Below are 23,544 nucleotides of genomic sequence, written 5' to 3' on the forward strand. Positions count from 1 at the left end.
AGGTGAAGCTATGCCAAAGCCCAAGCAAGAGCATTTAAAATATCTCTACCGGGATGTTACAAGGCACGGACAAGAACGATGGTACTACCGCAAGTCTGGAAAAGCCAAAATAAGGCTTAATGCACCTTATGGAACAGAAGAGTTCTATAAAGAACTTGCCCTTGCCAGATTTGACCTGAGTAACACTGGCACCACTGAACCCAAGCGTACTAAGAAAAAGCTGCCGCTTGATGGTACATTTAAATGGCTCGCAGATCAGTACCTAACAAGAGCAATGAAAAACTTGGCCCCCGCGACCCAAATACAAAAGCGCCGCGTATTACACGCTGTCTGTGAAGAAACCTGTTTGAGCCAGTCAGGCCAGAGACTGGGTGACATGTCTTTCAAGGGTCTACAGAAGCAGCACATCGCAATTCTTAGAGATCAAAAGGGAGAAACGCCCGAGGCAGCAAACCATCGCCTACGTTCGATTTCAACAATGTTTAACTGGGCAGTTGAGGTAGGTCTTGCTGGAAATAACCCAGCAGACCACGTCAAGAAGATCAAGAATTACTCCGAAGGGCACCACGCGCTAACTCAGCAAGAAATTGCGCAATTCCTTGAACGCCATCCCAAAGGCACAAAAGCTTACCTTGCAATGCAGATCTTCCGATACACTGGCTTAAGGATTTCAGATACTGCCCGACTTGGAAGACAGCACCTTTATACAATAAACACTGAAGATGGCCCCCAGCTTCGTTTTAAGATCGCACCGCAAAAATCAAGTAAGCTTCAGAGATTGCCGGTAGCAATTGACCTTCCTGTACTCCCGCCACTTGCTGAGGCTCTTGAGGGAATTGATCATAGCCACCTCACCTTTTTAATTACTGAGTGGAATAGACCATATTCAGTAAAGGGGCTTGGTAATCGTATGAGAAACTGGTTTGACATGGCTGGTCTCCCGCATTGTTCAGCACATGGGATCAGAAAAGCAGGCGCCGTCTTAGCAGCTGAAAATGGAGCTACTTCAAATCAGTTACTGTCAATGTTTGGATGGACAAAGCTAGAACAAGCAGAGCTGTACACTCGTATGGCTCAAAGAAAGGTCCTTGGAGATAAGGGGGTACACTTCCTTTCTGGAGAGAAAAAGAAAAGTGGGTCAACTTGACAATGTAACCTCTTGATACCTTATGGGCGCAAAATTGACCCACTCAAAAGGTAACCCTTTGTTTTTAATGAAAATTGACAGTCCGGCAGAGGCCTCCATTCCCCTTTTCCCCCATTGATATCATTGTTTTTCCTAGGGTTTATCCCTCACTTTGGAATTTATTTTGATAGTGAGGGATTTTGATTGGGAAAAAACCTTCAATGTTCGATCATATACCAATCCATTTGTTCTGCCGTAGAAGAAATATGGAGCACCTAGCCTGCTGATTACCCTCCGGCTCCGAGTATGATTACTCCTAGCATAAACATCAAAGATGCTTGCCCTCCTCTCGCTCTTCCACCTACAAAAAACTTAACGGCCCCAACCGATGAGTACCAGCGCCATTTGTTTTCAGAACGGGTGGCCGTATTAATTTGAAATGATCAGCTCAGAAACACGCCTACCTGTAGCGGATTGCACTTATCCGACGCTCGGATTGCAAACATCCTGATTTTTCGCTCGAACTAATTGCGTCTGTCGGAGAGGACAAACTCACATTGTTTGCAACGGGATCGCAAACATCCGCCTCGGATCACTTTAGTTGCGAATAGAGAAATAGACTTTCTATCAGTGACTTGTGCCAGCTTTGTCACTTCAACAACTATGATTGCTTAGCAAGCCATAGTGGTAAGTCATCTGAGAACCCATCTGCTTTCGCTGAAGGCATACGATGATTTCCATACAGGGTAAACAGACAATACTATTCAATGAAATCAGTGCGAATTTTTGAGTAGTCTGGCCGTATGAGAAACCTACGTTTCCAAGACAGACCAAGCCGTCTCAGAACTCATTTTACCGATTTTTGCCAATGCGATGCATGGTTTCCAGCGCTTGCGAAACCCACGTTACCCGTCCCGTCCAGGTTCATCTGGATTGCTGGAGAACAATGCGATCTTGTTACCTTGAGGGTCACGAAGGTAGCCAACGTAAAAATTCGGTCCATAGGTGTCACGGAAACCCGGCTGGCCTTCGTCAGAACCGCCTGCAGCAAGAGCGGCGGTGTAGAGGTCCCGAACTTGCTGCTGACTACGCGCCTCGAATGCAACCATGCTCCCGTTCCCAACAGAGGCCGGACGTCCATTAAAGGGGGACTTAACATAGAAATCCGGCCTAACAGTAGACTGGCCCGGTTCTACGGGCAGAGCGTAACTCAGGTCTCCATGAATCTCTTCTAACTCGAAGCCGAGAGCTGGCAGGAACGCAGAGTAAAAATGTTCCGCACGCGCGATGTCGTCAACACCAACGGTAACGTAGGCAATCATTCTTTGTATTCCTTTTCTGAAATTTGGTAATCGCGATGAAATTACTGCATTTATATAAGCTTAAACGCACAGTGGCCCAATGAACGATCTTTTGGTGAAACCGCCAAAGCCGACATCTCTGCAATTCCAGTGAAAGCTCTCTTCGTCCCGTGTTGCCGCCGTTTGCATCTAATGTGATCCTAACCGGATAATTACGATCGCGTCGCAAACAATGTGTTTTCATTCGCAGCTAATGTGAGTTTGCCCTCTCCGATAGACGCAATTAATTCGAGCGAAAAATAAGGATGTTTGCAATTAAAACGCTAGATGAGTGCAATCCGTTACAAGTAATAGCCCAAATTGAGAGAGGTTCATGTCTGCGTCACTTTGCTCTTCAGTTGGACTTGTTGCGTTTCTTTGCCCACCAAAACTGCAGCTTTATCTTTTTAACGACCAAAAATAAGTAGATCTTTTTTAGGAGAGATAGTTCCTCAAAAGACTGTACTTTGCTTGGGTCTCTCCCCAGATAGATGTAATCAAGGGGTTGCCCTGTCCGTTTCTTGACCTCTAATGCAGCCGCAAGCGGGATCCGCGCCATTCCAGATTCCCACTGGAGGTAGTCTGGCTCGCTAACCCCTAATTGAGCAGCGAATACAGGAGCATCTAAATCCTGTTCAAGCCGAATTCCTTCTAGTCGCTGACCTATTTCAACGAGACTGACTCCCGGTACATCTATTCCATCTGACATATCCCTAACTATTCTCCTTAAATGGACTGGTTTGCTGTTAGCTCTATCTGTGGTGGGATCAGCTCGCCGTTGAAATCCGTTGGCACCAGCTTGCTATTTGCGAACACCTGATAGTCATCGCCAGCATACTGCGAGCGAGACCACGCCATAACCTTTGCCATGGAGGAGCGGGAACATTGAACGATTTCAGGCTTGTCAATTTCTGAGTTTACAAATTTCAGCGTCATCAATGCCTTGCCCTCCTTTGCTAGACTGATCAGTGTCGAGTGGATGGATCGCCTGCTGGAAACTTGACTACATTAAATTCGTCCAAAAATGATGCCATGCCTTCTTCGGCAACAGTCCTACGAAATTCTTCATGGGCGGCGGTATCTGTTCCAAAAGTGTCGTCCCAAACGATTGATGTGCCATTGGAATTTACAACCTCAAGAGACCATTCAGGACTATCTTCAAGGCGATAAATACAAAGTTCGATGGTTACACCATTCTCGGTGATGTCGATTGAAAGCTCGGATGTCACAAGATTAGGTTCATTTTCTTGCATGGTAGGTTTTTTCCTTAGATAGATCATCTGCGATCTTGGATCTTGGATCTTGGATCTTGGATCTTGGATATAGCTGTTTCCCAACTCGGCTTTGCGGGCTTATGATTAGCTCCAGGGGGCGAAAGTGCAAATGCTTTGATGAAAACAACATTTAGTGCATTAAGATAACGCTGAGCCTTGCCTCCAAACGCGACCACAATTGCATTGGGCAAGACGGATAGCTGCTGCGAAAGATAACGAGATGAGCATGTCTTGTCGGTAGTTGACCCTATTTCCTTAGTAATTGAGCAGAGTCTTCCCTCAGTAAGCCAAACATGACGGAGTTGCTGATCAAAAGGTTGATCTGGATACAGCTGATCGATAAACCAGCGTGCATTTCTATGGAACGCATCTGTGCCGGATGCAAAGCACTCATATACATAGCTTAAACTCTCATTGAGAAGCTGTTCAGGAGGACACTTTGCGCTATACTGTTCTTTCGGATGGGGATGACCAGGTTCAGAGAATACCATTACGACCTCAACGTCTTCAGGAGCTCCGGTTGCTCCGAGGAAGCCTCTAAGAACCTGGCCGAGCTCTGGATGAAATTGAGCTTCTCGACATGTGCCATAATGAGAACATGGCAGGTAGGCAGGTAACAATATTTCTCGAAGCTCTTTGTTTGGAAGCTGCACAATATTGCTCCTTTGCTGGATTATTCGAAGGTTAAGCGTTGGGAAGGGGCTTAACCTCTATAAGTGCCCATGTATCGTTACCTGTTTCTGATGCTCTAGCGCCAATTTCGATAAGTAAGCGAGCTGTATCCTCTCTAGTTGCACCAATTACATTGGACATCGTAGCCATATTTCTCCAGCCGTTAGGTCCGGGATTGTGAAGCATTTCCAAAAGAATTTCTTTACGCTTTTTATCAAGTTCTCGCGTGGGAGCTGTCTGAAAGTGATTGATAACTATGTGACCGAGCGTGGTTGCCGCGCTTCCCGCAACAACGCCGACAATACTTGCAATAAATTCCGACATATAAAATTCGCTCCTTAGTTGGACACTCCCACATAGAAGTTGTGCTGCTTATTCGGGCAGGTTTCCAGAAAGAATTGCACCGATTAAGAGGCCAGCAAAACCTGAAGGTCAGCACAAGTCAACAGTTGTGGTGCTGGTTTAGTGGGCATTGTGTCCCAAGAATGCGGATCGCAGCTTAGGGTCAGCGCAGGCTATCCCTTCCTTGCAAGGAAAAAGAAAAGCAGCTTATCATCGACAGGCTAGCAAGAGATTTAGCTAAACTATTCTCAACCCTTGATGGAGTGGCTCGAAGGTCCGGTGTTGGCCCGTACTCACGGCCATTTGTTGTGCTGAGACCCGGTGATGGCTATGCGCAGAATTACCTTTACAAAAACGATGCCATTTCTCAGAATCGGACATCGGAACACATCACAGCGAGCGCTATTTCGAACCCAAATTGACCGAAGACAATAACTCTCATAACATCTCGGAAACGAATAGGGCGTGAGTGCATGGACTTTCATTATTGGATCATTTTCTTCGCTACCGTGCTGGGCGTATCCTTCATCCCCGGGCCCAGTACCCTTGTCGCATTTGCGCATGGGGCAACCTTTGGCTGGACCAAATCGGCCTACACCGCGCTAGGCAATAGTACTGCATCAGTGCTCCAAGCGAGCGCAGCTTCAGCAGGTCTTGGCTTAGTTATTTCAAGCTCGGCACTTTTGTTTTCTGCGATCAAATATGCAGGTGCAGTCTATCTCATATACATCGGCTTCCAGATGTGGCGAAGCGCATCGGAGCGAGTAGCTCTTTCTTCCGAAAGCGGAAATCAACGCGGCAACCCACGCAAGCTATTTGTCGACGGCTTCACCGTTGCGGTTAGCAACCCGAAGGCAATTGCTTTTTTCACAGCTCTTTTCCCGCAATTTCTTTCGGTGCATGGGAACAGCTGGGCACAGCTAAGCATGATGGTCGCACTCGTAGGGATAGGAGCGTTCTCAGTAGCCTTGACATATGGGTGCCTCGGCGCCTGGGTTCGCGGATTAAAGTTCTCAAAGATATTTATGTCTCGTCTTTACAAAACGACCGGCGGGCTATTCGTGGCCAGCGGTTTCGGGCTCGCTGTGTCCCGGAACGGTTAGTGTTTTCTCTGATGATGAACGGCAGGAAAGTTCCGCGCACCAACTGATGAAGTCTGGCAAAGTGACGGTTCGCTTTCGCATTTCTTGGAGCTAGAACCGATGATCGCTTTGGGCTGGAAGCTGTAATTTGACACCAGCAGATCTGATAGCTGGTATGGGCCAGTTGAGTAATTGCAAAACACTTATTAAACTTGCAGCAAAAGGCTCCAGACGAAATGGTTCAACCCTTGATGGAACCTCCCCACCGACACTGTTGGCCCAAGACACCTATCTAAAGCGTTTCGAGATTAGTTTGAGGTGCATTGTGCGGCCTTGAAGTAGTTCCAGCATTCAGTTGGGTCGTAAAGATCACAGATTTCGCCGATGGCCTTGAAGACAGCCGAGAACGAGCGAGCGCCGATCTTGCGCAGGTGGGCTTTGAGTTTTGAGAACGCCAACTCAATCGGGTTCAGGTCTGGCGAATATGGCGGCAGGTAAAGGAACCAGCAGCCGTGTGCCTTCAAGGCAGCCGCCGCTTCTGTGTTGTAGTGCGTGGCAAAATTGTCGAGGATGACCACGGTGCCCGGTTCGATCTGCGGCACCAGCACGTGGCGGACATAAGTTGCAAAAGCTTCTCCATTCATTGCACCATTGATTATCCAGGGCGCAATCAATGCATCGCAGGTCAAGCCTGCAATCAGCGTCTGCGTGCCCCAACTCCCGAAAGGCGCGTCCATCACAAGTCGCTCGCCCCGGACTGCCCAGCCACGCTGACGGGTCAGATTGGTTTTGACCGCGGTTTCATCAAGAAAAACAATGCGCTCAGGCAGGGCCTTGATAGCCGGGAGGCGATGTTTGAACCAGTCAGACCGCCGTTGCTTTACTTTCAGGCGCTGACGCTCGCTGGCAACCAGCGACTTTTTTTATGCGTGAAGCCAAGGCGCTTCAGCAGCTGTGCAATGGCTGAATGATGTACCGTGATGCCCTCAGCATCGGCAAGCGCATCGCGCAGTTCAAACAATGTGATGTCCGGGTCTTGCATCACCAATTCTTTGAAGAACCCGACATAGGGGGCGAGCTTGCCAGTTCCACGAGGTCGACCCATTGGCGCTATGGTAGCCGATCCACAAACGCGCACCTCACGCCCCCAACGAGATCCTGTTGCAGCAGATATCTGAAGACGTCGCGCGGCCTCCCGACCCGATATACCGCCCTTGATCAGACGCGCAAAGCGTTCTCGCAGGTCTAGAGAAAGTGCTGCTGGCATATGGTGATCCTCCCAAACACAGGGAATCACACTTCCACCTCTTTGTGAATCTCAACGATTCAATTTTTGATCGAAACGCTTTAGTCGGTCTTGCACAATAAGAAATTTGCATTGCGCGTCCGAAGGGGCGGCTAAGGTTGAATTTGGGCTAGACCCTGCTTGTAGCAAGAATCCCCAATCTACCTCCGTGCTAGTTTGCTGACTGTACGGCTCGCTTTTTACAGATTGTGCCTGGCTTAACTCTGTAGGTGCAAAATCCCATTGCCTCGTAGTAGGCCAGCCCCAATTCGTTCGTCTCGCCAATGGTTGCATCAATTTCACTCATACTGGCAGTTAGTGCGGCTTCTAATGAGAAAGCAAAGAGTGCTTTACCCCGACGCCCTTCCGAGATGCCGTCGCACTGACATAGGTGCCTATGATCCCCCAACCGGCCGGTAGGTCATATATATTCCCAGCTCTTGCTATTATCAGCGATTGGAAACCCAAGATGTTGTCGCTTTCATCCAAGGCGACTGAACATCTAATTCTGTCGGGGTGCTCGACGTACTTGGAAAGGACGTGAGCAGTTGACCTTGGCCTGTCGCTACCCCATGAATCCAAAATTTCCGCCAATATTGCACTCATACTTTGCGCATCTTTGTGCGCTGCTTCTCTGACGCTTACCATTTTGACCTCAACTTTTCTCAAACAATATTTGTTGGTCCTAACTGCGGTGTCAAGGTCGACTTGGTCTGCTTTACCAAGATGCAAGGGCATGAAGGAGAGCACCAAAAAGTGTGGGGCAGCTCTTTTTAAAACGGACTATCTCTGTTGCAGTTGGGCACGCACGTTTAGGGTACGCCGCCTAGTCGCTCCACATTTTTTGGGGCTCTCTAACTTGGCAATACCATTCAAAGGTATGCTTGCCGCAGAACATGCCTAAACCGCTTCCGTTGAATGCATCAGTGCCCCACAAAGCAGGGCACTGAATTACTCTGGTTGCTTTACACGAATGCAAAGTCGCTTTCAGTCAATAAAGCCGCATTCACGTTCATCAGCGAAATTGAGTTTGTACCGAAGGTGATGATGGCATTGTCGCCATCATCGAAGATGGTCAGGTTATCAAACTCCGCCATATGGCTCTTGATAGAAATGATATCGCTGCCGTCTTCAAAGTCAGTAATGGTGTCGTCGCCACCAAGCTTGAAGAAGCAGAAATTATCAGAGCCAGAGCCACCAGTAAGTGTGTCGTCACCGCTCCCAGCGATTAGTTTGTCATCGCCTGAGCCACCATCAAGGGTATCATCGCCAGCGCCACCTTTAAGGAGATCACTTGCAGAACCGCCTCTCAAGGTGTCGTGACCATTCCCACCAATCAGCTTATCACTACCACCAGCACCGATCAGCGTGTCATTACCAGCTTTACCCACGAGAGTATTGCTGGCCGCGTTCCCGATGATGGTATCATTTCCACCACTACCAATCGCGTTTTCGATGATCGCGTTATAAGCGATTGCCAGATTACTTAGGCCGCCACCGACATTAGAGAAGGTGCCATCAACGAGGCTAATCATCTGGTTCACTTTGCCAGCGCCAGACATATCGATAGTGTCGTTGCCGCCAGCATCCCAAATCGTCAGTGCACTCGGCATACTCTCAGAGAAATCGTAGACGCCACCAGCGTTGGAGTTGTAGCCGTATGTCGTGTCATCTGCCCGTGTTTGCATATTCACGCCGTAAAGCTGTTGAAGTGCAAGAACGTCCAGCGGCATAAGCGTATCCGGAAAACCGCCAAATCCAAGATTTGAATCCGCATTGCTTTCATCGAAGTAACTCATGACAGAGTACTGCTGTGTATCCTGACGGAACTGCGCATGATCGTCATAGGTGATCCGAACGCCTGGACCCGCATTGTAATCGCCCGGATGAGCCAGTCCGATAGCATGCCCAATTTCATGCATCACAGCAAAATGACTGTAAGAGCCAGTTGGCAGATCTTCGGTCGAGACACTGTTAGTATTCAACCAGACGTCACCTTCATCTGCATCTGCGTCAGTAGAGCCGGGATAAAACGCATACGCACCCGCCCCATCGGTCGTTGAGTTGTAGTTGGAGAACAGCAGAGTTGCGTCATCGGTATACCCATCCGGCTCCACCCGATCAAAGGAGATGTTGGCGACTTCAGAATAGGAAGCGAGCACACCTTCAATGGCAGTAATTTGTGCATCGGTTACTTGCGCAAATGTGTCTTCCTGCCCGTTGGTATTGTCGCGAAACCCGTAAGTTACAGTCGCTGCTGTGCCAGGGCCGCTCCAGGATAGACCCGGGCGTATCAACGCACCAGCACCCATATTTCCATCATAATAGGCCTTGTCGCCTTCCACGACAGACAATCCATACTGGCCTGTGCCTACATTATCATAGGAGGCTACATCCAGATAAACTGTACCACTGGTTGCTGCGGTAAAGGTGATGGTTGAATGCGAACCCGGCCCGCCATCGTCATCTTCAACTATCAGATTTCCTTCGCCATCCCGCAATCGAAGGTAAGGGTCAACTAGTCGGTTTTCGCCGTCAAAAGTACCCATGGCAGCAAAAGTATAGGTCTGCCCTGCAGTCAGCTCTACGGCATACCAGTCACTATCGCCATCATTGGAAATTGTGCCCTGAACTGTCTCAAATACAGTGTGTGTTGTACCTTGTGCGTCAACTCCAGTATCAGTCAACCGGTAGGATGTGGATGCATCGTCAGAGGCATCCCGTGTCTCATAGAGATTTGTCATTCCTGGTCTCCAGCTCAAAATGGACATTCAAATGAATGAGGTCATTTCCGCTGAGTTTCCGGGGTCGTGTCCGTCCGCCCAGCCTCTTCCAGGCACGCACGCTCCACTTGTCGAATAGCATCTTGAACGGTTTGTCGTTGCTCCTTGCTGTTCAGCAAAGGGCTCCCCACGACAGCCTCCTTCAACCGTTCCTTTGCATATTGACAGGTGGTTTCGGTATAGGGCCGGTTCGGGTTGACCGGCATCGTGGCCGTTGCTTCGAAAGCGCATAAACAGGAAACAACAACACTTGCAAATTTGATGGTGTTTTTCATGTATCTCCGCATCCAATACTCAAGCTTATAGATATCAGAGAAGAGCAAAAATCACAGGCCGTGTAAAAGGCAATCACCATCCATGGCCGGCGAATAGATGCATCCCACCGATAACCTCCCATACTTTATGTAGCTTTCATGCGTACTGCAGTTTGGTAACATCTGACGTAGCGGCATAAAAACGAAAATTACTTAGGTGAGTAATGGTAAAAGCTATGTTTGTTCAACAGATTGCCCGTAGAGACAGATTAGATATATTTGTGGTGTATTATTATAATATAAAATGCGCGAGTCATATGTAATATTATTTCGCAATGACGTTTAAGATTACAATTCTTCATCATATAAGCTGTGGAACTACAAATAATTGGTAACCGCCGGTCAGAAGGCATTGTCAACACAAGGGCTTAAACAACCGAGCCGAAGCCTCCCACCGTCATACGCGATGACGAGAAAAAATCATGGATCGGTTCAAGTCTCCAAGGCAGAGGCCATAATGCAGAACAATTAAAGAACATGCAGAGCAACTGTTGTTGGCTACTCGGAGTATGAACTGGTAAGATGCGGACGAAGTGAACTCTCGCTGCAAGCGCGAAAAGCAGCGTGCGCAAAAGTTTACTCTTTGGACGAACGGGCGGTGGGTTCAACTAGTCGCGGCAACACTTTAATCTTTGAATAGAGATGGAGTGTTCGACATGACGTATCGCCGCCGTATTTACTATTCTGCCGCACAGCGAGCCGAGATTTGGGATCGATGGCAGCGGGGAGAAACGATGAGTTCGATTGGCCGTGTGTTCGACCGGCACTCCTCCTCGGTGTTTTCTGTCATTTCTCCGACCGGAGGCATCCGCCCTTCTGATCGGCATCGTGGTAAGCTGGCGCTGAGCTTGAAAGAACGTGAGGAGATATCGCGAGGCCTCAGCATCAACGCATTTTTACGATCTATAGCCGGCCAGTTGAGCCGTACCCCGTCTACGATCAGTCGCGAGGTGCAGCGAAATGGTGGTCGGCTTGCTTATCGCGCAGCAGCGGCTGATCAAGCTGCCTGGGACCGCGCTCTACGGCCCAAGACATGCAAACTCGCTTGCTATCCATCTTTGAGCCACGCAGTATCGGTGAAGCTGCGCAGCAAGTGGTCTCCAGAACAGATTGCCGGCTGGCTCAAACGTAGCTTTCCAGGAGACGTAAAAAAGCAGGTGTCCCACGAGACGATATATCGAAGCCTTTACATACAGGCCCGCGGCGTATTGAAGAAAGAACTGCTGGACCATCTGCGTGCTAAACGCACGATACGCCGGTCCAGACATGCAAGCCTCAAACGAAATAGCCTAGGCCAAATTAAGGATGCCGTTTCGATCAGCAAAAGGCCCGCTTGCGTCGAAGACCGAGCAATACCGGGGCATTGGGAAGGTGATCTGATCGGAGGATCCAAGAATAGCTATATTGCCACTCTTGTTGAGCGGCAAACACGCTATGTCATGTTGATCAAGGTTGCCAACAAAGACACGAGCAGTGTTATCTCCGGGTTGATCAAACACACCCACAAATTGCCAAAAGAGCTGTACAAATCCTTGACTTGGGATCGTGGCAAGGAAATGGCAGATCATCTAAGCCTGACATTAGTAACGGATGTTGCTGTGTACTTCTGCGACCCACATTCACCGTGGCAACGCGGATCAAACGAAAATACGAACCGCTTGCTGCGGCAGTATTTGCCCCGTGGCACTGACTTATCTATACACACGCAGTCTGAACTTGATGCAATCGCAAGACAGCTCAACGAGCGGCCACGCAAGACCTTGCAATATCAAACCCCAGCTGAGAAGTTCTCACAGTGTGTTGCCGCGACCAGTTGAATCCACCGCCAACTGCGGCCATTCGGGTGCTTCCATCATGGGTTGAACTCGTTCGTTTGGTGGCTTCTATAAACGTTCTCAGCAGCGCTCTATGATCACGTCTCTCGGCGCAGATCCTACATTCATGGCACCCAGACCAGAAGTTTGAGTTCAAAGTTACCCTATTTAAAATCCGCAGGGGAAAGCAGTTTTTTCCTCAAAAGGTATTGTATGACATATGCAACCGAGAGAGCGTCATCTAATGCGTACTCCGAGTGGCCAATGTCCGCTACTCAGCATGTCCTTTAATTGTTTTGAATGTTGGTCACTTTTTCAGCTTGGGGCCTGTTAAGTCTAGAGGTTTGCTGTTCTTCAAATTCCATGTGGCAGTAAATAGTGAGATCGCCGGGGAGTTGACGTGCAACAGGTGTTTCCGTATCGCAAGTCTCACCAAGATGATGCGGACAGCGGCGTTTGAACGGGCAACCAGTAGCAGGTGGTGCTTTTTCCGTGGTGTCATCTACAAGCAGTTTGGGAACAAAATCCGGATCGGGCTCTAGAACTGCGCCCATCAAAATCTGCGTGTACGGGTGATATGGTGGAGAATAAACCGATTCGACTGATCCAATTTCGCAAATCCGTCCTTGATATAAGACAGCGACTCGGTCGGATACGGCTCTCACAACAGCTAGATCATGACTGACGAAAATATAAGACCCACCGGATTGTTGCTGAAGCTGGGCTAGAAGTGTGAGCGCAGCTGCCTGAACAGAGACATCCAAAGCGGAGGTGATCTCGTCACATAAGGTTACATCTGGATTGGCTGCAAATGCTCTTGCCACTCCAACTCTTTGTCTCTCTCCGCCCGAAAGCTGGGCAGGGAAACGGTTCAAATACCGAGCCGACAAACGAACCGTTTCTAACATCTGCTCTGCTCTGTGAAGCGCTTCCTTTTTGTTCAAACCAAAATACAGGCGCAGCGGAGCGCTGAGAATTTCACCAATGGTCTGGCGCGGATTCAAAGAAGCATCGGCATTTTGAAAAATTAATTGAACCCTGCGCTGAGTTTCACGGTCCCTGTCCGAAACAGGAACCGATAGGTCTACGTCATCACCCAGTTTGATCTCACCTGCTTTCGTTCCCATTAGTCCGGCAACTGCCCGTAGAATGGTCGATTTTCCAGACCCACTCTCTCCAACCAAACCAAGAGTTTCACCTTTGTGCAAGGATAGGTTAACCTGATCAACCGTTGTTGGGAGCTTGGTGCGCTTTAACAACCGATCAAGGAAAGAGGACTTGTCATAGTCTATAGCGACGCGGTTAAGGGACAGGGCAGGAACTTTGGAGACATTTGGAATTCGATGAACGCTTGCACGAGGAGTAATCTTTTGTTCAGCAAAGATGCAGCGTGCGCGTCCGTCACCAACCGTCACAAGTTCGGGAACTTTATCAGTACATTCGGCTTGAACGTGGTCACACCTTTCGGCAAACGCACAGCCATTCAGAATAGAACCAACAGCGGGCGGCATACCTGGCATGGATGCAGGAATACCTGGCTTATCCAATCTAGGGATGGAGGCAAGCAAGCCGCGCGTATAGGGATGTTTGGGTGCTCGCAGAACGTCTCTTGTTGGCCCTTCTTCGACGAGCTGGCCTGCATACATTACCGCGACTCTGTCCGAAACTCGAGCAATCACACCAAGGTCATGGCTGACATAAATCATTGCCACACCCATTTCTTGAGCCAGATAGCGCAGGAATTCTAGGATATGTGCCTGTGTTGTTACGTCCAAACCAGTCGTTGGCTCATCCAGTAATAGCACCTTCGCGTTACCTGCAAGTGCCATAGCCACAGCTGCGCGTTGTTGTTGTCCGCCAGAGAGTTGATGTGGGTAGCGATCCGCCATCTCTTCTGGGCTTGGCAACCGGACTTTTGCGAGCAATTCGATTGTCTTGGTAACCCGTTGGGCGTTATTCAGATCGGAATGCAAGCGAAGAGCTTCATCAATCTGTTGCCCAACTTTCATGGTCGGGGTTAGCGCCTGCCCTGCATTTTGAGGAATAAGTGCGATTGAAGATCCTCGTAAGCGCTGCCGTTCAACCTCAGACAATGCAAAAATGTCCTGACCATCGAAAATCACACGTCCATCAAATACCGTTAGACCCTTCTTGAGATAGCCCATCAACGCAAGGGCAAGTGTAGATTTTCCCGAACCACTCTCTCCCACGATCCCGATAGTTTCACCTGCCCGTAGCTCCAGTGAAACGCCACGCAAAATAGGAGCTTTCAGCCCGCCCTTTGCAATAAAGCCCATTGAAAGGTCTTCAACTTTAATGAGTGCATCTGACATGGTTCTGCTCCTTAAACAGCTATAGCAGAGCTGCGATCAAGACCGAGGGCCTTGCCAATAGCGTCTGCCAGCAGGTTGATGCCAATAATGAGTGAACTCAACGCAAAGCATGGCCAGAAAATACTCCAAGGCGCGATCGCCAGGAGCCCCCGCTCTTGGGCGATCATCAATCCCCAGTCTGGCGTTGGTGGGGTAGCTCCAAACCCAAGAAAGCTCAGTGATGAAAATGCCAGCAACATCCAACTCCAACGCATAGCGCCCTCAACGAGCAAAATGTCGCTCAGGTTTGGAAGTATTTCTCTGGTCACTATGGTCCAAAATGTTTCGCCACGAGCCTTCGCGGCCACAACAAAATCTCGTGCTGCTGTCTGCATTGCCGCACCGCGCATAACCCGTAGTACCGCCATTCCATAAAAGAAACCGAGTGTTGGAATAATCGTAACAGGCCCGGCCCCACCGATTGAGATAATCAGCAAAAGGAACAAAAGCCATGGCATGGAAAGAAACGCGTCGACGAAGCGCATCGCGACTTCATCAGTCTTTCCTCCGAATGTGCCGAAAAAGATGCCGGCTAATCCACCCAGGACCGTTGCTACAACTGTCGCAAAAAACGTAATGGTTATTGCCAGCCTGCCGCCATAGAGAACGCGCGAGAGAATATCGCGCCCCAACGTATCCGTTCCCATCCAGTGTTCAAGGGAGGGAGCAAGTAATATGGTATCTGCATTTTGCGTTGACGGGTCAAATGGCGCAATCCAAGGCGCCAGAAGGGCTAGCAGGAGGTGACCTACGGTTAAGGATAAACCGATGACGCCAGATGGGTTAGAGATGATTACACGAAAAAAACCTATCATATCAATGTCCTTCCCGCCGTAAACGCGGGTCCAGCACCAAGGCCACAAGGTCAGCTAATAAGTTTACCCCGATGTAAATGACGGAAAATATCAGTGCGACCGCTTGAACCATGGGAAGGTCGCGGTCATGAATAGCTTGGATCATTAAAGTGCCCAGCCCTGGGTAGTTAAATACTCTTTCAACAACTACAACACCGGCAAGCAACCAAGCGATTGTGAGAGCAATTACATTTAGTGTTGGGATCATTGCATTTGGCAAAACATGGCGACGAATAATCTGTCGCTCTGGCACTCCTTTTAGCCGTGCCATTTGCACATACTCTGAGGCCATTACGTCAATCACGCTAGCCCGCATCATACGCATTATATGAGCAATCAGAATAGCGCCCAGAACCAGAACCGGCAGGACGATATTGGGTAGCATTTGAATTAAAGATGCCCCAGGGCCTATGATTGTCACAGCCGGAAACCATTGCAATTGAATTGCAAATATGTAGATGAGCGCTGTCGCTGTCACGAACTCCGGTATGGTCATGGCAAGCATAGCAAAGCCTGAGAGAGTAAGATCTAGCGGTTTATCTCGCCGAACACCTGCCACCACCCCCAAAAATACAGCAAAGGGTATTGCAAGAAACGCAGCCACTCCGCCAAGCAAGATGGTGTTGTAAAAACGATCCCAGATTAAATCATTAATTGGTCGGCGCTTCTTTAGAGAATAGCCAAAATCCCCCTGTGCAGCTTTTACGACCCAGCTACCGTAGCGTATCACGGGTGAGTTTTTAAGGCCTTGTTGTTCGATACAACGTTCCAAACGAGGGCCTTGAGCGAACCGCTGCAAAAAAGAAGTGCATACATTGCCCGGTAACGCTTCCACCGCTGCGAACATGATCATCGAAACGCAGGCAACGGTAAACGCGGCAAAGCCTAAGCGACGTAATATAAGTTGGGTCATAGCTTCCTTGAGAGAGAAAAGGTGCGCTGCCTCGTAAGACAGCGCAGAGGATGAACGGTAAAAACCGTCTTAGTTAACTTTCGTCACGTTTTCGTAGCGGATAGAGAAATCCTCGACGGCTTCGACGCCTGACAGTTTTGAGGAAAAAGCCCTGACTGTATTCAGGTGCACAGGAATGAAAGACCCGCCTTGTTCCCAAAGTGCTTTTTGCAAGTCGCCATACAAAGCTTTGCGCTTATCAAAGTTGAGTTCCTGGCGTGCAGCGTCAAGTCCTGCATCAAATTCAGCGGAGTTCCATGCGGTTTCATTCCAAGTTGCACTGGAGCGGTAAGCTTCATTGAGGATCTGGTCTGCAGGGCGTTGTGACCAACTGGTGGCAAAGAAGGGCTGCTTCATCCAAACATCACCCCAATATCCATCGGAAGGCGCTTGAACCAGATCAATCTCAATGCCGGCGTCTTTCGCTTGATTCTGCAAAACCTCCGCCATACGCATAGCACCCTCAGAGATATCAGAGACGAACAATTCTATCTTCAGACCATCTGGGTATCCTGCCTCAGCCAAAAGCGCCTTTGCGCCTTCAACATCACGTTCACATGTAATATCTGCGCGATACTGATCACCAGGCCAAACAGGATTGTCACATGAGGTAATGTACCCGCCTTTCCCGAAGACCAGTTTGCCCAGTACGTCGCGATCTGCAGATATACGGATAGCCTTACGTACGCGCACATCATCAAATGGTGCCTGTGTCGTGTTCATTACCATTCCAACCCAACGGCCTGTAGGTACAGATTGAACCGTAAAATTTGGGTTATTTGCGAACAATGGGATTTGTTCTGCGGATAATGCATAGATGAAATCAATCTGCCCAGCCTGCAGCGCAGCGACACGAGCATTTTGATCTGCAATCGCAATTACTTCGATTTTTTCTACGCCGGGTGTGCCACCATAGTAATCGTCAAACCGTTCCAGAACAGTTGTTCCCAATGGATCGTATTCAGAAACCTTAAAAGGGCCTGTGCCGATTCCCGTTTCGCACAAAGCATCTAAATTGCCATCACAAGCAGCTTTAGAAAGCATCTTGATGCGGTAATCCATCACAAGAAGAGGAAAATCGGCATGCGGTTGCTTGAGTACGATTTTTGCTGTGAGTGGGCCTACAACTTCAACGCGATCAACAATAGCCATAACACCTTTGGTCGGGCTGTCGATGGATTCCGACTGAGTCCGCATCATGGAAAATGCGACGTCCTCAGCGGTAAACTTAGTGCCATTATGAAATGTTACGCCCGGGCGCAAGCTAAATGTCCATTCTTGTGCATCTGGCGTAGATTCCCAACTGAGTGCGAGATCTGCTGAGGGCCGTCCACCTTCACCTTGGCGAACAAGGCGAGAGTATACATTCTCAATTGCCTCATAGAAACGCTGAGGAGAAATTGGGTCGATTGATTCCGAACCACCGTATCCTAACCCATGAGGAAAACGCAACGTTTCGGCCGTAGCCGCAGTGCTTGCCAAAGCGATAGCAACAGAAAGGAGCAGAGATATTTTCATGGTCTGATTTACTCGCAGGTTTGGGCCGGGGTAAAAATTAAAGTGTCTTCAAACGGGCCGTGCTGCACAATCACAAATCAGCGTACAGTTTGCCCTTACCCATTAAATTTAGGTCGCAATAACGCGCTCGAACGCGGAGCGTCCCAGTGCGGTCATTTTATTAAAGAGGAAACATTGATCTAGGCCACCGCCTTCTGATTGTCAAACTCCGAGACAGAGGCGGCCCCGTTTGTTTGGGCAGCTGAGCGGCGTTTATAAGTGAATTGGTTGTGGTTAGATCGCCGCTAACGCCAGGCGCAGCAAGCCTGTTTCGCATACAAATTTTGGAAGCATGGCAGAAGGCCGCCCTAAAGTTGGAATCTCGCTCTGGCAGAGAACTTGCCCGTTAGGACCGAACGGCAACTTCGGTCACACCGCTACATACCAGAAATTGAGAACGAACGAATTGCTACAATTTCATAAATTTCTTGATATCAGAACGATCATTCTGTAATACTTATAAACATGGCTAGACCTCAATCATATGACAAGGACACGCTCGCCGCTAAGGCATTGGTTGCCTTTTGGAAGAGCGGATATCACGCAACCTCGATGGATGATCTAGTACACGAAACAGGCGTTAGTCGTCATGGGCTGTATAAAGAGTTCGGTGACAAGAAGGGCGCATTACTGAAATCGTTTGATTTATACCAAAGTGCTATTGTTAGCCCCGCTTTTGAGCGCGTTGAGCGCGAAGCAGCAACGATGAATGAAATTGTGGTGTATTTTGAACACCAAATCTCTCTAGCCGAAAAAGACGGACTTCCGGGCCGAGGATGCTTTGTTGCCAATTCGGCCACCGAGATTGCACCGCACGATACGGATGTTCGGCAGAAAATCGATGAGCATTTCGACAGGCTTAGGCATGGATTTGCATCTGCACTCAAGAACTCGCTTCCTGCCAATTCTGACAAAAAAACAGATCATATTGCTGAAACGATGGTTGTTTTTGCGACTGGCCTTTGGTCGCTCTCCCGTGTCATTTCTGATGGAACTCAACTTCGCGTGACCGTAGAGACCTTTCTAAATTTGGTGAAAAAGGAACTCACATGACCTTAATTGAACCTGCGCATTTTGGACGAAATGGAATTAATGCGTTCATTCTTGCCGTTGGATTGAATTTGGTCTGGATCAACTTGTCTGAGGTCTTTCGGTATTTCGCGTTTGTGATGCCAATGATGAGAGACTCATTCTCTGTTGTGTCAGATGTCGCACCCATGAATATTTCGGTCTTTTTGATCTGGGGAATTTGGGACACCATACTCGTTCTATCTGTATGCGGCATTGCTTGGATGGCACTGGAAAAGTTTGGTACGACACAAAAGAGCATCATCGCTACCGCGACGGGTATCTGGGCAACAATTTTTGTCATTTTATGGTTGGGCCTATTCAATATGAATCTTGCCACACTCTCTATTCTGTATGTGGCGTTGCCACTTGCTTGGCTCGAAATGTATGTCGCGGTACTCCTCGTGAATCTGTCAATGCGGCGCCGAAGTTGAACAGTAATTTTGTCCATTCAGCATTACTTGGCCTACGCCTAAGCGAATAGCCCTTTCCCATCTCAGGGTCTGTTTGACACGAAAACAATCAGAAGTAGCGGGAACGATTTTGCCGGTGCAGATCTGTGATTGTGCGAATGTCGGCTTTGGTCACCTTGCAACATGCTGCGCCTGCGAACACTAGCTACCTCACGAGTGGCAGCAATGGGCTCCAAGCGACAATTCGCCATCGCATAAAAGGGACAATCAAACTGTCCGGAAACTGGGGTGAACTCCAGTGACAGCAAATTATTATCAACAATCACAATATTACTGCTCATAATCTACTCCATCATCTTCAGTGACGGCTCTGCGTGCAAGGAGATTTAGGATTAGATTGGGATCATCTAAATTTTCATAAAAGCCATTTGCTAACCTTCGCAAAGGAGTACCTATCCACATGACCGGATCGGGAACGGTGCCGTATTTGTGCCTAAGATATTCATTGAACCAAATCAGTAGATGGTTTTCCCTCGGAGGAATTTGACCGTCGACCGGCGCACTCCCATAGGCGGCCATAACTTCAGGCCGGGTCATCGCGTCCTTCATAACAGTTAGCAGCAAATTGATCGGAACTTTCGGCATTTCACTAGCTGGCTGAAGGCCCCTACCTGCGCTACTTACAAACTTGGACTGCGCTTTTACGCGATCCATGTCTTTCACCCACGAATATTCCAGCATCTCCGGATATTTCAAATTAGAAGCGTCGTTGTTCATTATCTTTCCCTACGCACAAGAAGACCTCAATGAATAAAGTTTAATCACAACCCAAATACCAGCGCGTTGAGATTACAACTCTGAAAATTGTAATTCCCGGAAGCTCATTCATCACACTTCACTAGCGGTCGGATAGCGCAAGTTTCTTGGTAAGATTTCCAGTTTTTAGAAATTCTCATAAAATATTTTGAGGAGGAGGCTGATTACAGTAACTTGTGCCAAGCTGATAAAGACCTACCTGAAGTTGAGAACTTGCTCTGACAGAAGTTGCCCAGAGCCCCGGCGAATGACAGATAAGGTCACCTAACAAAATGCTGCACCTGCGAAGTCCCGCGACCTCATGAATGCCAGCAAAGGGCTCAAACCGATCTGGCGTCTTACTCAGGTAATCGCATAGAGCTATGAATGACTTCCTGCTAAGGTACTCAGAATATCTTCCATGTAGATAGCATCAACCCATGTTGGAACCGACCGAAGGTCAGCAATTGGCCCACTAAGTCAGCAATGGTTTGAGGTTGCCCTGGTTTTCTACACCGCAGCGAATGCTTATTTTGTCCGCACTGGTACATGGACCGCGCTTAAGTGGGTTACCGTCCACACCTCAGGCCTTTTGGAAGCACGCACAATCAGAAATAGCAAGAACGTAAAACTGGTGAGGCCCCTGCACTGAGGCAAAAGTCACGCAGCAACATGCCTGTAATCAGGGCCACTAGCAGACATTTGCGCGTTTCTATCAAGGATTGAGACTAATTTGACTAAAACACTATCCGGCTTCTCGGCGCCCATGAAGTTACTCTGGTGAAGTGATGGACAGACGTAATCTCCGACTCATTGTTGCCGTTCATTGCATGTTTTTTTGTCACACGTGCTCTAAGGTAGGTGAAAGCCGTTTTAGAACCGCCCGGCTGGAGGAATTTCCGGTGAGTTGAGCTGCTCCATGCAACAAGGTGCTCCAAAGGCGGATTCCGTGAGGTGCTCTAGCAAGGCGGCAGACTGCTTGATTGCCTCTTCCTCGTTCCCCATTGCCACTGATCTCATAATCGCTTCATGGAAGCGACTGCACAGCAAGTTATCGGCCTTATCTTTATTGGCGAACCAGAACCGACGCGACTGACTCTGCACACGGGCCAGTGCGTGATGGAAATACGGATTATTTGTCGCCTCGGTTATAATGCGGTGGATGTCTTGCAAGTTGGTCAGCAGTGCAACTTCATCTTCATCCTGCGCGCTTTGCACAATAAGCCTGCTTAACGACAACATCTCTCGTCGCTGTTCACTGGTGCTGCGCATAACAGCAAACCGAAGGCAAATCGGCTCGATCTGTTTGCGGACCTCCAACAACTGCAATTGCTGCTCGGCTGTGATGGAGAGGAACTGAACACCTTTGCGCGGATGAATGACCAGCATCTCATCCTGCTCCAATGCTTGCAGAGCTTCACGAACAGGCGTCCTCCCCAAATCCAACAGGGACGCGAGTTTGTTCTCAGAATACAGAGCTGACACATCAAGCTCATTGAAAAATAATTTTCGCTCAATTTCCGTGCGTGCAAGCTCCGCTTGAGTTTTATGGTGAGCCACGGTTACCCCCTGTTCTAAAAGCATATTTTCTGCATCAAGTACATGGATGTGTAACACAGTGTGTTCCTGGTATGCCAGTTCTCTCTTTGTTAGTTCAATCTGCCATGTCAGTGATCCAAGTTGCACAGGACTCCTTGCTCAGTACTCCCATGTCAACATTTCAGCGCCTTTTTATAGGGTGAGGTATCAAATTTGGATAACGCGTCATTACGTCACGCGGTAACTACGTAACTTCTCCTCGGGATATAGCTTTTACACCTTTTGACATAAACTGAAATCACTCGCGTAATTAGGGGTTTATGGAAACTTGATAACAATAGATATTGCAAATTTGTCTGCCATATCAACTCAATAATCCTCCATATAAAACGACAATAAATGCATGAAATATACGTAATACTACCCTTGTTAACCCGATTTGATTTTGCTTTTTATATTGATAATATGTCAGTTGTAGGCTTATGTTCCATAAAGCGCTCTTAGCTGACCAAGAATCAAATAAAACAGCCATAAACGGTGGCATACAAGGTAAGCACCATGAAAAACTGGAAAGAGATCGCCCTCGCAGAAAACGCATCTCCTGTTCTTGCAGAAGCAGATGTTGTTGTTTGTGGTGGTGGCCCCTCTGGTGTTGCAGCGGCTGTTATGAGTGCACGTAGCGGCCTAAAGACAATTCTCATTGAAAAAAACGGCTTTTGTGGTGGCGGCGCAGTCGCTGGACTATCAGGTACTATCTGCGGTTTGTTTCTCACCCAGGACGACATTGAAAACAAAGACGCCAGGCAAATTGTTTTCGGTTTCGCAGAAGAGTTTCGTTCACGCCTATTGGCAAAGGGCGGCGCAACGCCTCCACAAATCTATGGCAACACCCATGTTGTGACGTTTGACCCGTTGATCTGGCGCGAAGCTGCGGATGATTTGTTGGAGGAGGCAAAAGTTACCTGCTTCTACCACACCATTTTTACTGAGGTGGTCCGTGAAGGCGATGAAATCACTGCGGTCAAAGTGGAATCCAAAGCGGGCAGCACTTTCATCAAAGCCAAGGCATTCATTGATACGTCAGGCGATGCCGCGCTCGTAACCAAAGCCGGCTGTGATTACTCCTTCGGTGATAAGGGCGTAATCCAGAACCCAACCATGATCTTCCGCCTCTCCAACGTGGTGGAGAGCGACTTTTACGACTATTTCGGCCTGAATACGATTTGCCCACCGGACATGGTTCAAAAGCTAAACACTGCCTACGAGAGCAAATCTTACGACACGCCGCGCAACAAAGTGTGGGTGTTCCCAACGCCGCAAAAGGGTGTGTTCTTAATGAACTGCACCCGTCTGGCAGGCCAGGACAACCGCCAGCTGAATGTCGTTGATCCGGCAGATTTCACATATGCCGAGATCTATGGGCGCCGCCAGGCACGTGAGTACCATCGCTTTTTCAAAGACAACATCCAAGGCTTTGCAGAATCTCTACTGATCGACATGTCACCAGAAGTGGGCATTCGCCAGACGCGAACCATCAGCGGCGAAAAAACGCTCAGCAACGACCATGTGGTGAATTGCGACAAGCCAGAGGATGGCGTGGTGCGCTCTTCATGGCCGATTGAAATGCATGCCGGAACCAAGAGCAAACTGCACTGGCTGATGGAAGATTACTATGAGGTTCCATACGGCACGCTCGTGCCGAAGGAGCTGGACAACGTGATTGTCGCGGGGCGGTGCTTGAGCGCCGAACATGAAGCGCTCGCTTCTGCCCGCGTAACTGCCCAGTGCTTTGAACTGGGACATGCGGCGGCTGTGGCGACAAAACAGAAGATAGAAAAAGCGATCAATTACAGAGATGTAGACACGGACGAGCTGCGTAAGGCGATGCGCGCAGCTGGCAGTGCTCTGTAAAAATTCGGGAAGTAAAAAGGAAGGTGCCTAAAGGCACACTGGGAGTTAAAA

Annotated in this window: 21 protein-coding genes; 6 read left to right on the forward strand and 15 right to left on the reverse strand. The window is 48.8% G+C overall.

From position 1 onward, the window contains the following. The first annotated feature begins 10 nt into the window (after positions 1 to 10). The gene (locus BLS62_RS13670; RefSeq protein WP_093181675.1) at positions 11 to 1,147 is read left to right on the forward strand and encodes a tyrosine-type recombinase/integrase; all 1,137 of its coding nucleotides are present in this window, start codon (positions 11 to 13) and stop codon (positions 1,145 to 1,147) included. Positions 1,148 to 2,031: 884 nt separating this feature from the next. On the opposite strand, the gene BLS62_RS13675 is transcribed toward BLS62_RS13670, so the two are convergent. The 6 genes from BLS62_RS13675 to BLS62_RS13700 all read right to left on the reverse strand — a co-directional run bounded on the left by BLS62_RS13675 (position 2,032) and on the right by BLS62_RS13700 (position 4,736). Beyond that, entirely contained in the window at positions 2,032 to 2,448 is a 417-nt protein-coding gene (locus tag BLS62_RS13675) for a VOC family protein (RefSeq protein WP_093181678.1), read from the reverse strand. A 373-nt stretch (positions 2,449 to 2,821) separates the two neighbouring features. Next, on the reverse strand, positions 2,822 to 3,175 hold the full coding sequence (locus BLS62_RS13680; protein WP_093181681.1) for a hypothetical protein: 354 nt from the start codon (positions 3,173 to 3,175) through the stop codon (positions 2,822 to 2,824). Between the two features lie 17 nt (positions 3,176 to 3,192). After that, the gene (locus BLS62_RS13685) at positions 3,193 to 3,402 is read right to left on the reverse strand and encodes a hypothetical protein (RefSeq protein ID WP_093181683.1); all 210 of its coding nucleotides are present in this window, start codon (positions 3,400 to 3,402) and stop codon (positions 3,193 to 3,195) included. Positions 3,403 to 3,431: 29 nt separating this feature from the next. Then, a complete protein-coding gene (locus BLS62_RS13690; RefSeq protein WP_093181686.1) occupies positions 3,432 to 3,719 on the reverse strand; it encodes a hypothetical protein in 288 nt (95 codons plus the stop codon). A gap of 23 nt (positions 3,720 to 3,742) precedes the next feature. Beyond that, positions 3,743 to 4,393 carry a hypothetical protein gene (locus tag BLS62_RS13695; RefSeq protein WP_208990850.1) on the reverse strand — a complete coding sequence of 217 codons (651 nt, stop codon included), beginning with the start codon at positions 4,391 to 4,393 and terminating at the stop codon, positions 3,743 to 3,745. A 31-nt stretch (positions 4,394 to 4,424) separates the two neighbouring features. After that, entirely contained in the window at positions 4,425 to 4,736 is a 312-nt protein-coding gene (locus tag BLS62_RS13700) for a hypothetical protein (protein ID WP_093181692.1), read from the reverse strand. 491 nt (positions 4,737 to 5,227) lie between these two features. Here BLS62_RS13700 and BLS62_RS13705 point away from each other — a divergent pair, with 491 nt between their 5' ends. Then, a complete protein-coding gene (locus tag BLS62_RS13705) occupies positions 5,228 to 5,857 on the forward strand; it encodes a LysE family translocator (protein WP_093181695.1) in 630 nt (209 codons plus the stop codon). A 287-nt stretch (positions 5,858 to 6,144) separates the two neighbouring features. Here the strand turns inward: BLS62_RS13705 and BLS62_RS13710 are convergent. The 3 genes from BLS62_RS13710 to BLS62_RS13725 all read right to left on the reverse strand — a co-directional run bounded on the left by BLS62_RS13710 (position 6,145) and on the right by BLS62_RS13725 (position 10,179). Beyond that, positions 6,145 to 7,103 (reverse strand): IS630 family transposase gene (locus BLS62_RS13710; protein ID WP_093181698.1). Its coding sequence is split into 2 segments (ribosomal slippage): positions 6,145 to 6,759 and positions 6,762 to 7,103, totalling 957 coding nucleotides; the frame shifts between segments, so codons are not numbered across the junction. Between the two features lie 983 nt (positions 7,104 to 8,086). After that, on the reverse strand, positions 8,087 to 9,865 hold the full coding sequence (locus BLS62_RS13720) for a M10 family metallopeptidase C-terminal domain-containing protein (protein WP_093181701.1): 1,779 nt from the start codon (positions 9,863 to 9,865) through the stop codon (positions 8,087 to 8,089). Positions 9,866 to 9,906: 41 nt separating this feature from the next. Further along, positions 9,907 to 10,179 carry a hypothetical protein gene (locus BLS62_RS13725; protein ID WP_093181704.1) on the reverse strand — a complete coding sequence of 91 codons (273 nt, stop codon included), beginning with the start codon at positions 10,177 to 10,179 and terminating at the stop codon, positions 9,907 to 9,909. Between the two features lie 695 nt (positions 10,180 to 10,874). Between BLS62_RS13725 and BLS62_RS13730 the strand changes: the two genes are divergently transcribed. After that, positions 10,875 to 12,035, forward strand: coding sequence for an IS30 family transposase (locus BLS62_RS13730; protein ID WP_093181707.1), 1,161 nt, complete (start codon positions 10,875 to 10,877; stop codon positions 12,033 to 12,035). 284 nt (positions 12,036 to 12,319) lie between these two features. Here BLS62_RS13730 and BLS62_RS13735 read toward each other — a convergent pair whose 3' ends face one another. The 4 genes from BLS62_RS13735 to BLS62_RS13750 all read right to left on the reverse strand — a co-directional run bounded on the left by BLS62_RS13735 (position 12,320) and on the right by BLS62_RS13750 (position 17,728). Continuing rightward, entirely contained in the window at positions 12,320 to 14,365 is a 2,046-nt protein-coding gene (locus BLS62_RS13735; protein WP_093181710.1) for a dipeptide ABC transporter ATP-binding protein, read from the reverse strand. An 11-nt stretch (positions 14,366 to 14,376) separates the two neighbouring features. Beyond that, positions 14,377 to 15,219, reverse strand: a complete 843-nt coding sequence (locus BLS62_RS13740) for an ABC transporter permease (protein WP_093181713.1) — start codon at positions 15,217 to 15,219, stop codon at positions 14,377 to 14,379. Position 15,220: 1 nt separating this feature from the next. After that, positions 15,221 to 16,171, reverse strand: coding sequence for an ABC transporter permease (locus tag BLS62_RS13745; protein WP_093181716.1), 951 nt, complete (start codon positions 16,169 to 16,171; stop codon positions 15,221 to 15,223). A 69-nt stretch (positions 16,172 to 16,240) separates the two neighbouring features. Next, entirely contained in the window at positions 16,241 to 17,728 is a 1,488-nt protein-coding gene (locus BLS62_RS13750) for an ABC transporter substrate-binding protein (RefSeq protein WP_093181718.1), read from the reverse strand. A gap of 504 nt (positions 17,729 to 18,232) precedes the next feature. Here BLS62_RS13750 and BLS62_RS13755 point away from each other — a divergent pair. Beyond that, positions 18,233 to 18,820 (forward strand): TetR/AcrR family transcriptional regulator, encoded by a 588-nt coding sequence (locus BLS62_RS13755; protein WP_093181721.1) that lies wholly within the window; start codon positions 18,233 to 18,235, stop codon positions 18,818 to 18,820. Continuing rightward, positions 18,817 to 19,269, forward strand: a complete 453-nt coding sequence (locus BLS62_RS13760; protein ID WP_093181724.1) for a hypothetical protein — start codon at positions 18,817 to 18,819, stop codon at positions 19,267 to 19,269. Before BLS62_RS13755 ends, BLS62_RS13760 begins: the two co-directional genes overlap by 4 nt. A gap of 309 nt (positions 19,270 to 19,578) precedes the next feature. Here BLS62_RS13760 and BLS62_RS13765 read toward each other — a convergent pair whose 3' ends face one another. After that, the gene (locus tag BLS62_RS13765; protein WP_093181727.1) at positions 19,579 to 20,025 is read right to left on the reverse strand and encodes a hypothetical protein; all 447 of its coding nucleotides are present in this window, start codon (positions 20,023 to 20,025) and stop codon (positions 19,579 to 19,581) included. A gap of 891 nt (positions 20,026 to 20,916) precedes the next feature. Next, the gene (locus tag BLS62_RS13770; protein WP_208990851.1) at positions 20,917 to 21,603 is read right to left on the reverse strand and encodes a GntR family transcriptional regulator; all 687 of its coding nucleotides are present in this window, start codon (positions 21,601 to 21,603) and stop codon (positions 20,917 to 20,919) included. A gap of 537 nt (positions 21,604 to 22,140) precedes the next feature. Here BLS62_RS13770 and BLS62_RS13775 point away from each other — a divergent pair. Next, complete coding sequence (locus BLS62_RS13775; RefSeq protein WP_093181730.1) at positions 22,141 to 23,493, forward strand: FAD-dependent oxidoreductase; 1,353 nt, start codon at positions 22,141 to 22,143, stop codon at positions 23,491 to 23,493. Positions 23,494 to 23,544: the final 51 nt, after the last annotated feature.

Source organism: Pseudovibrio sp. Tun.PSC04-5.I4 (assembly GCF_900104145.1).
Taxonomy (GTDB): domain Bacteria; phylum Pseudomonadota; class Alphaproteobacteria; order Rhizobiales; family Stappiaceae; genus Pseudovibrio.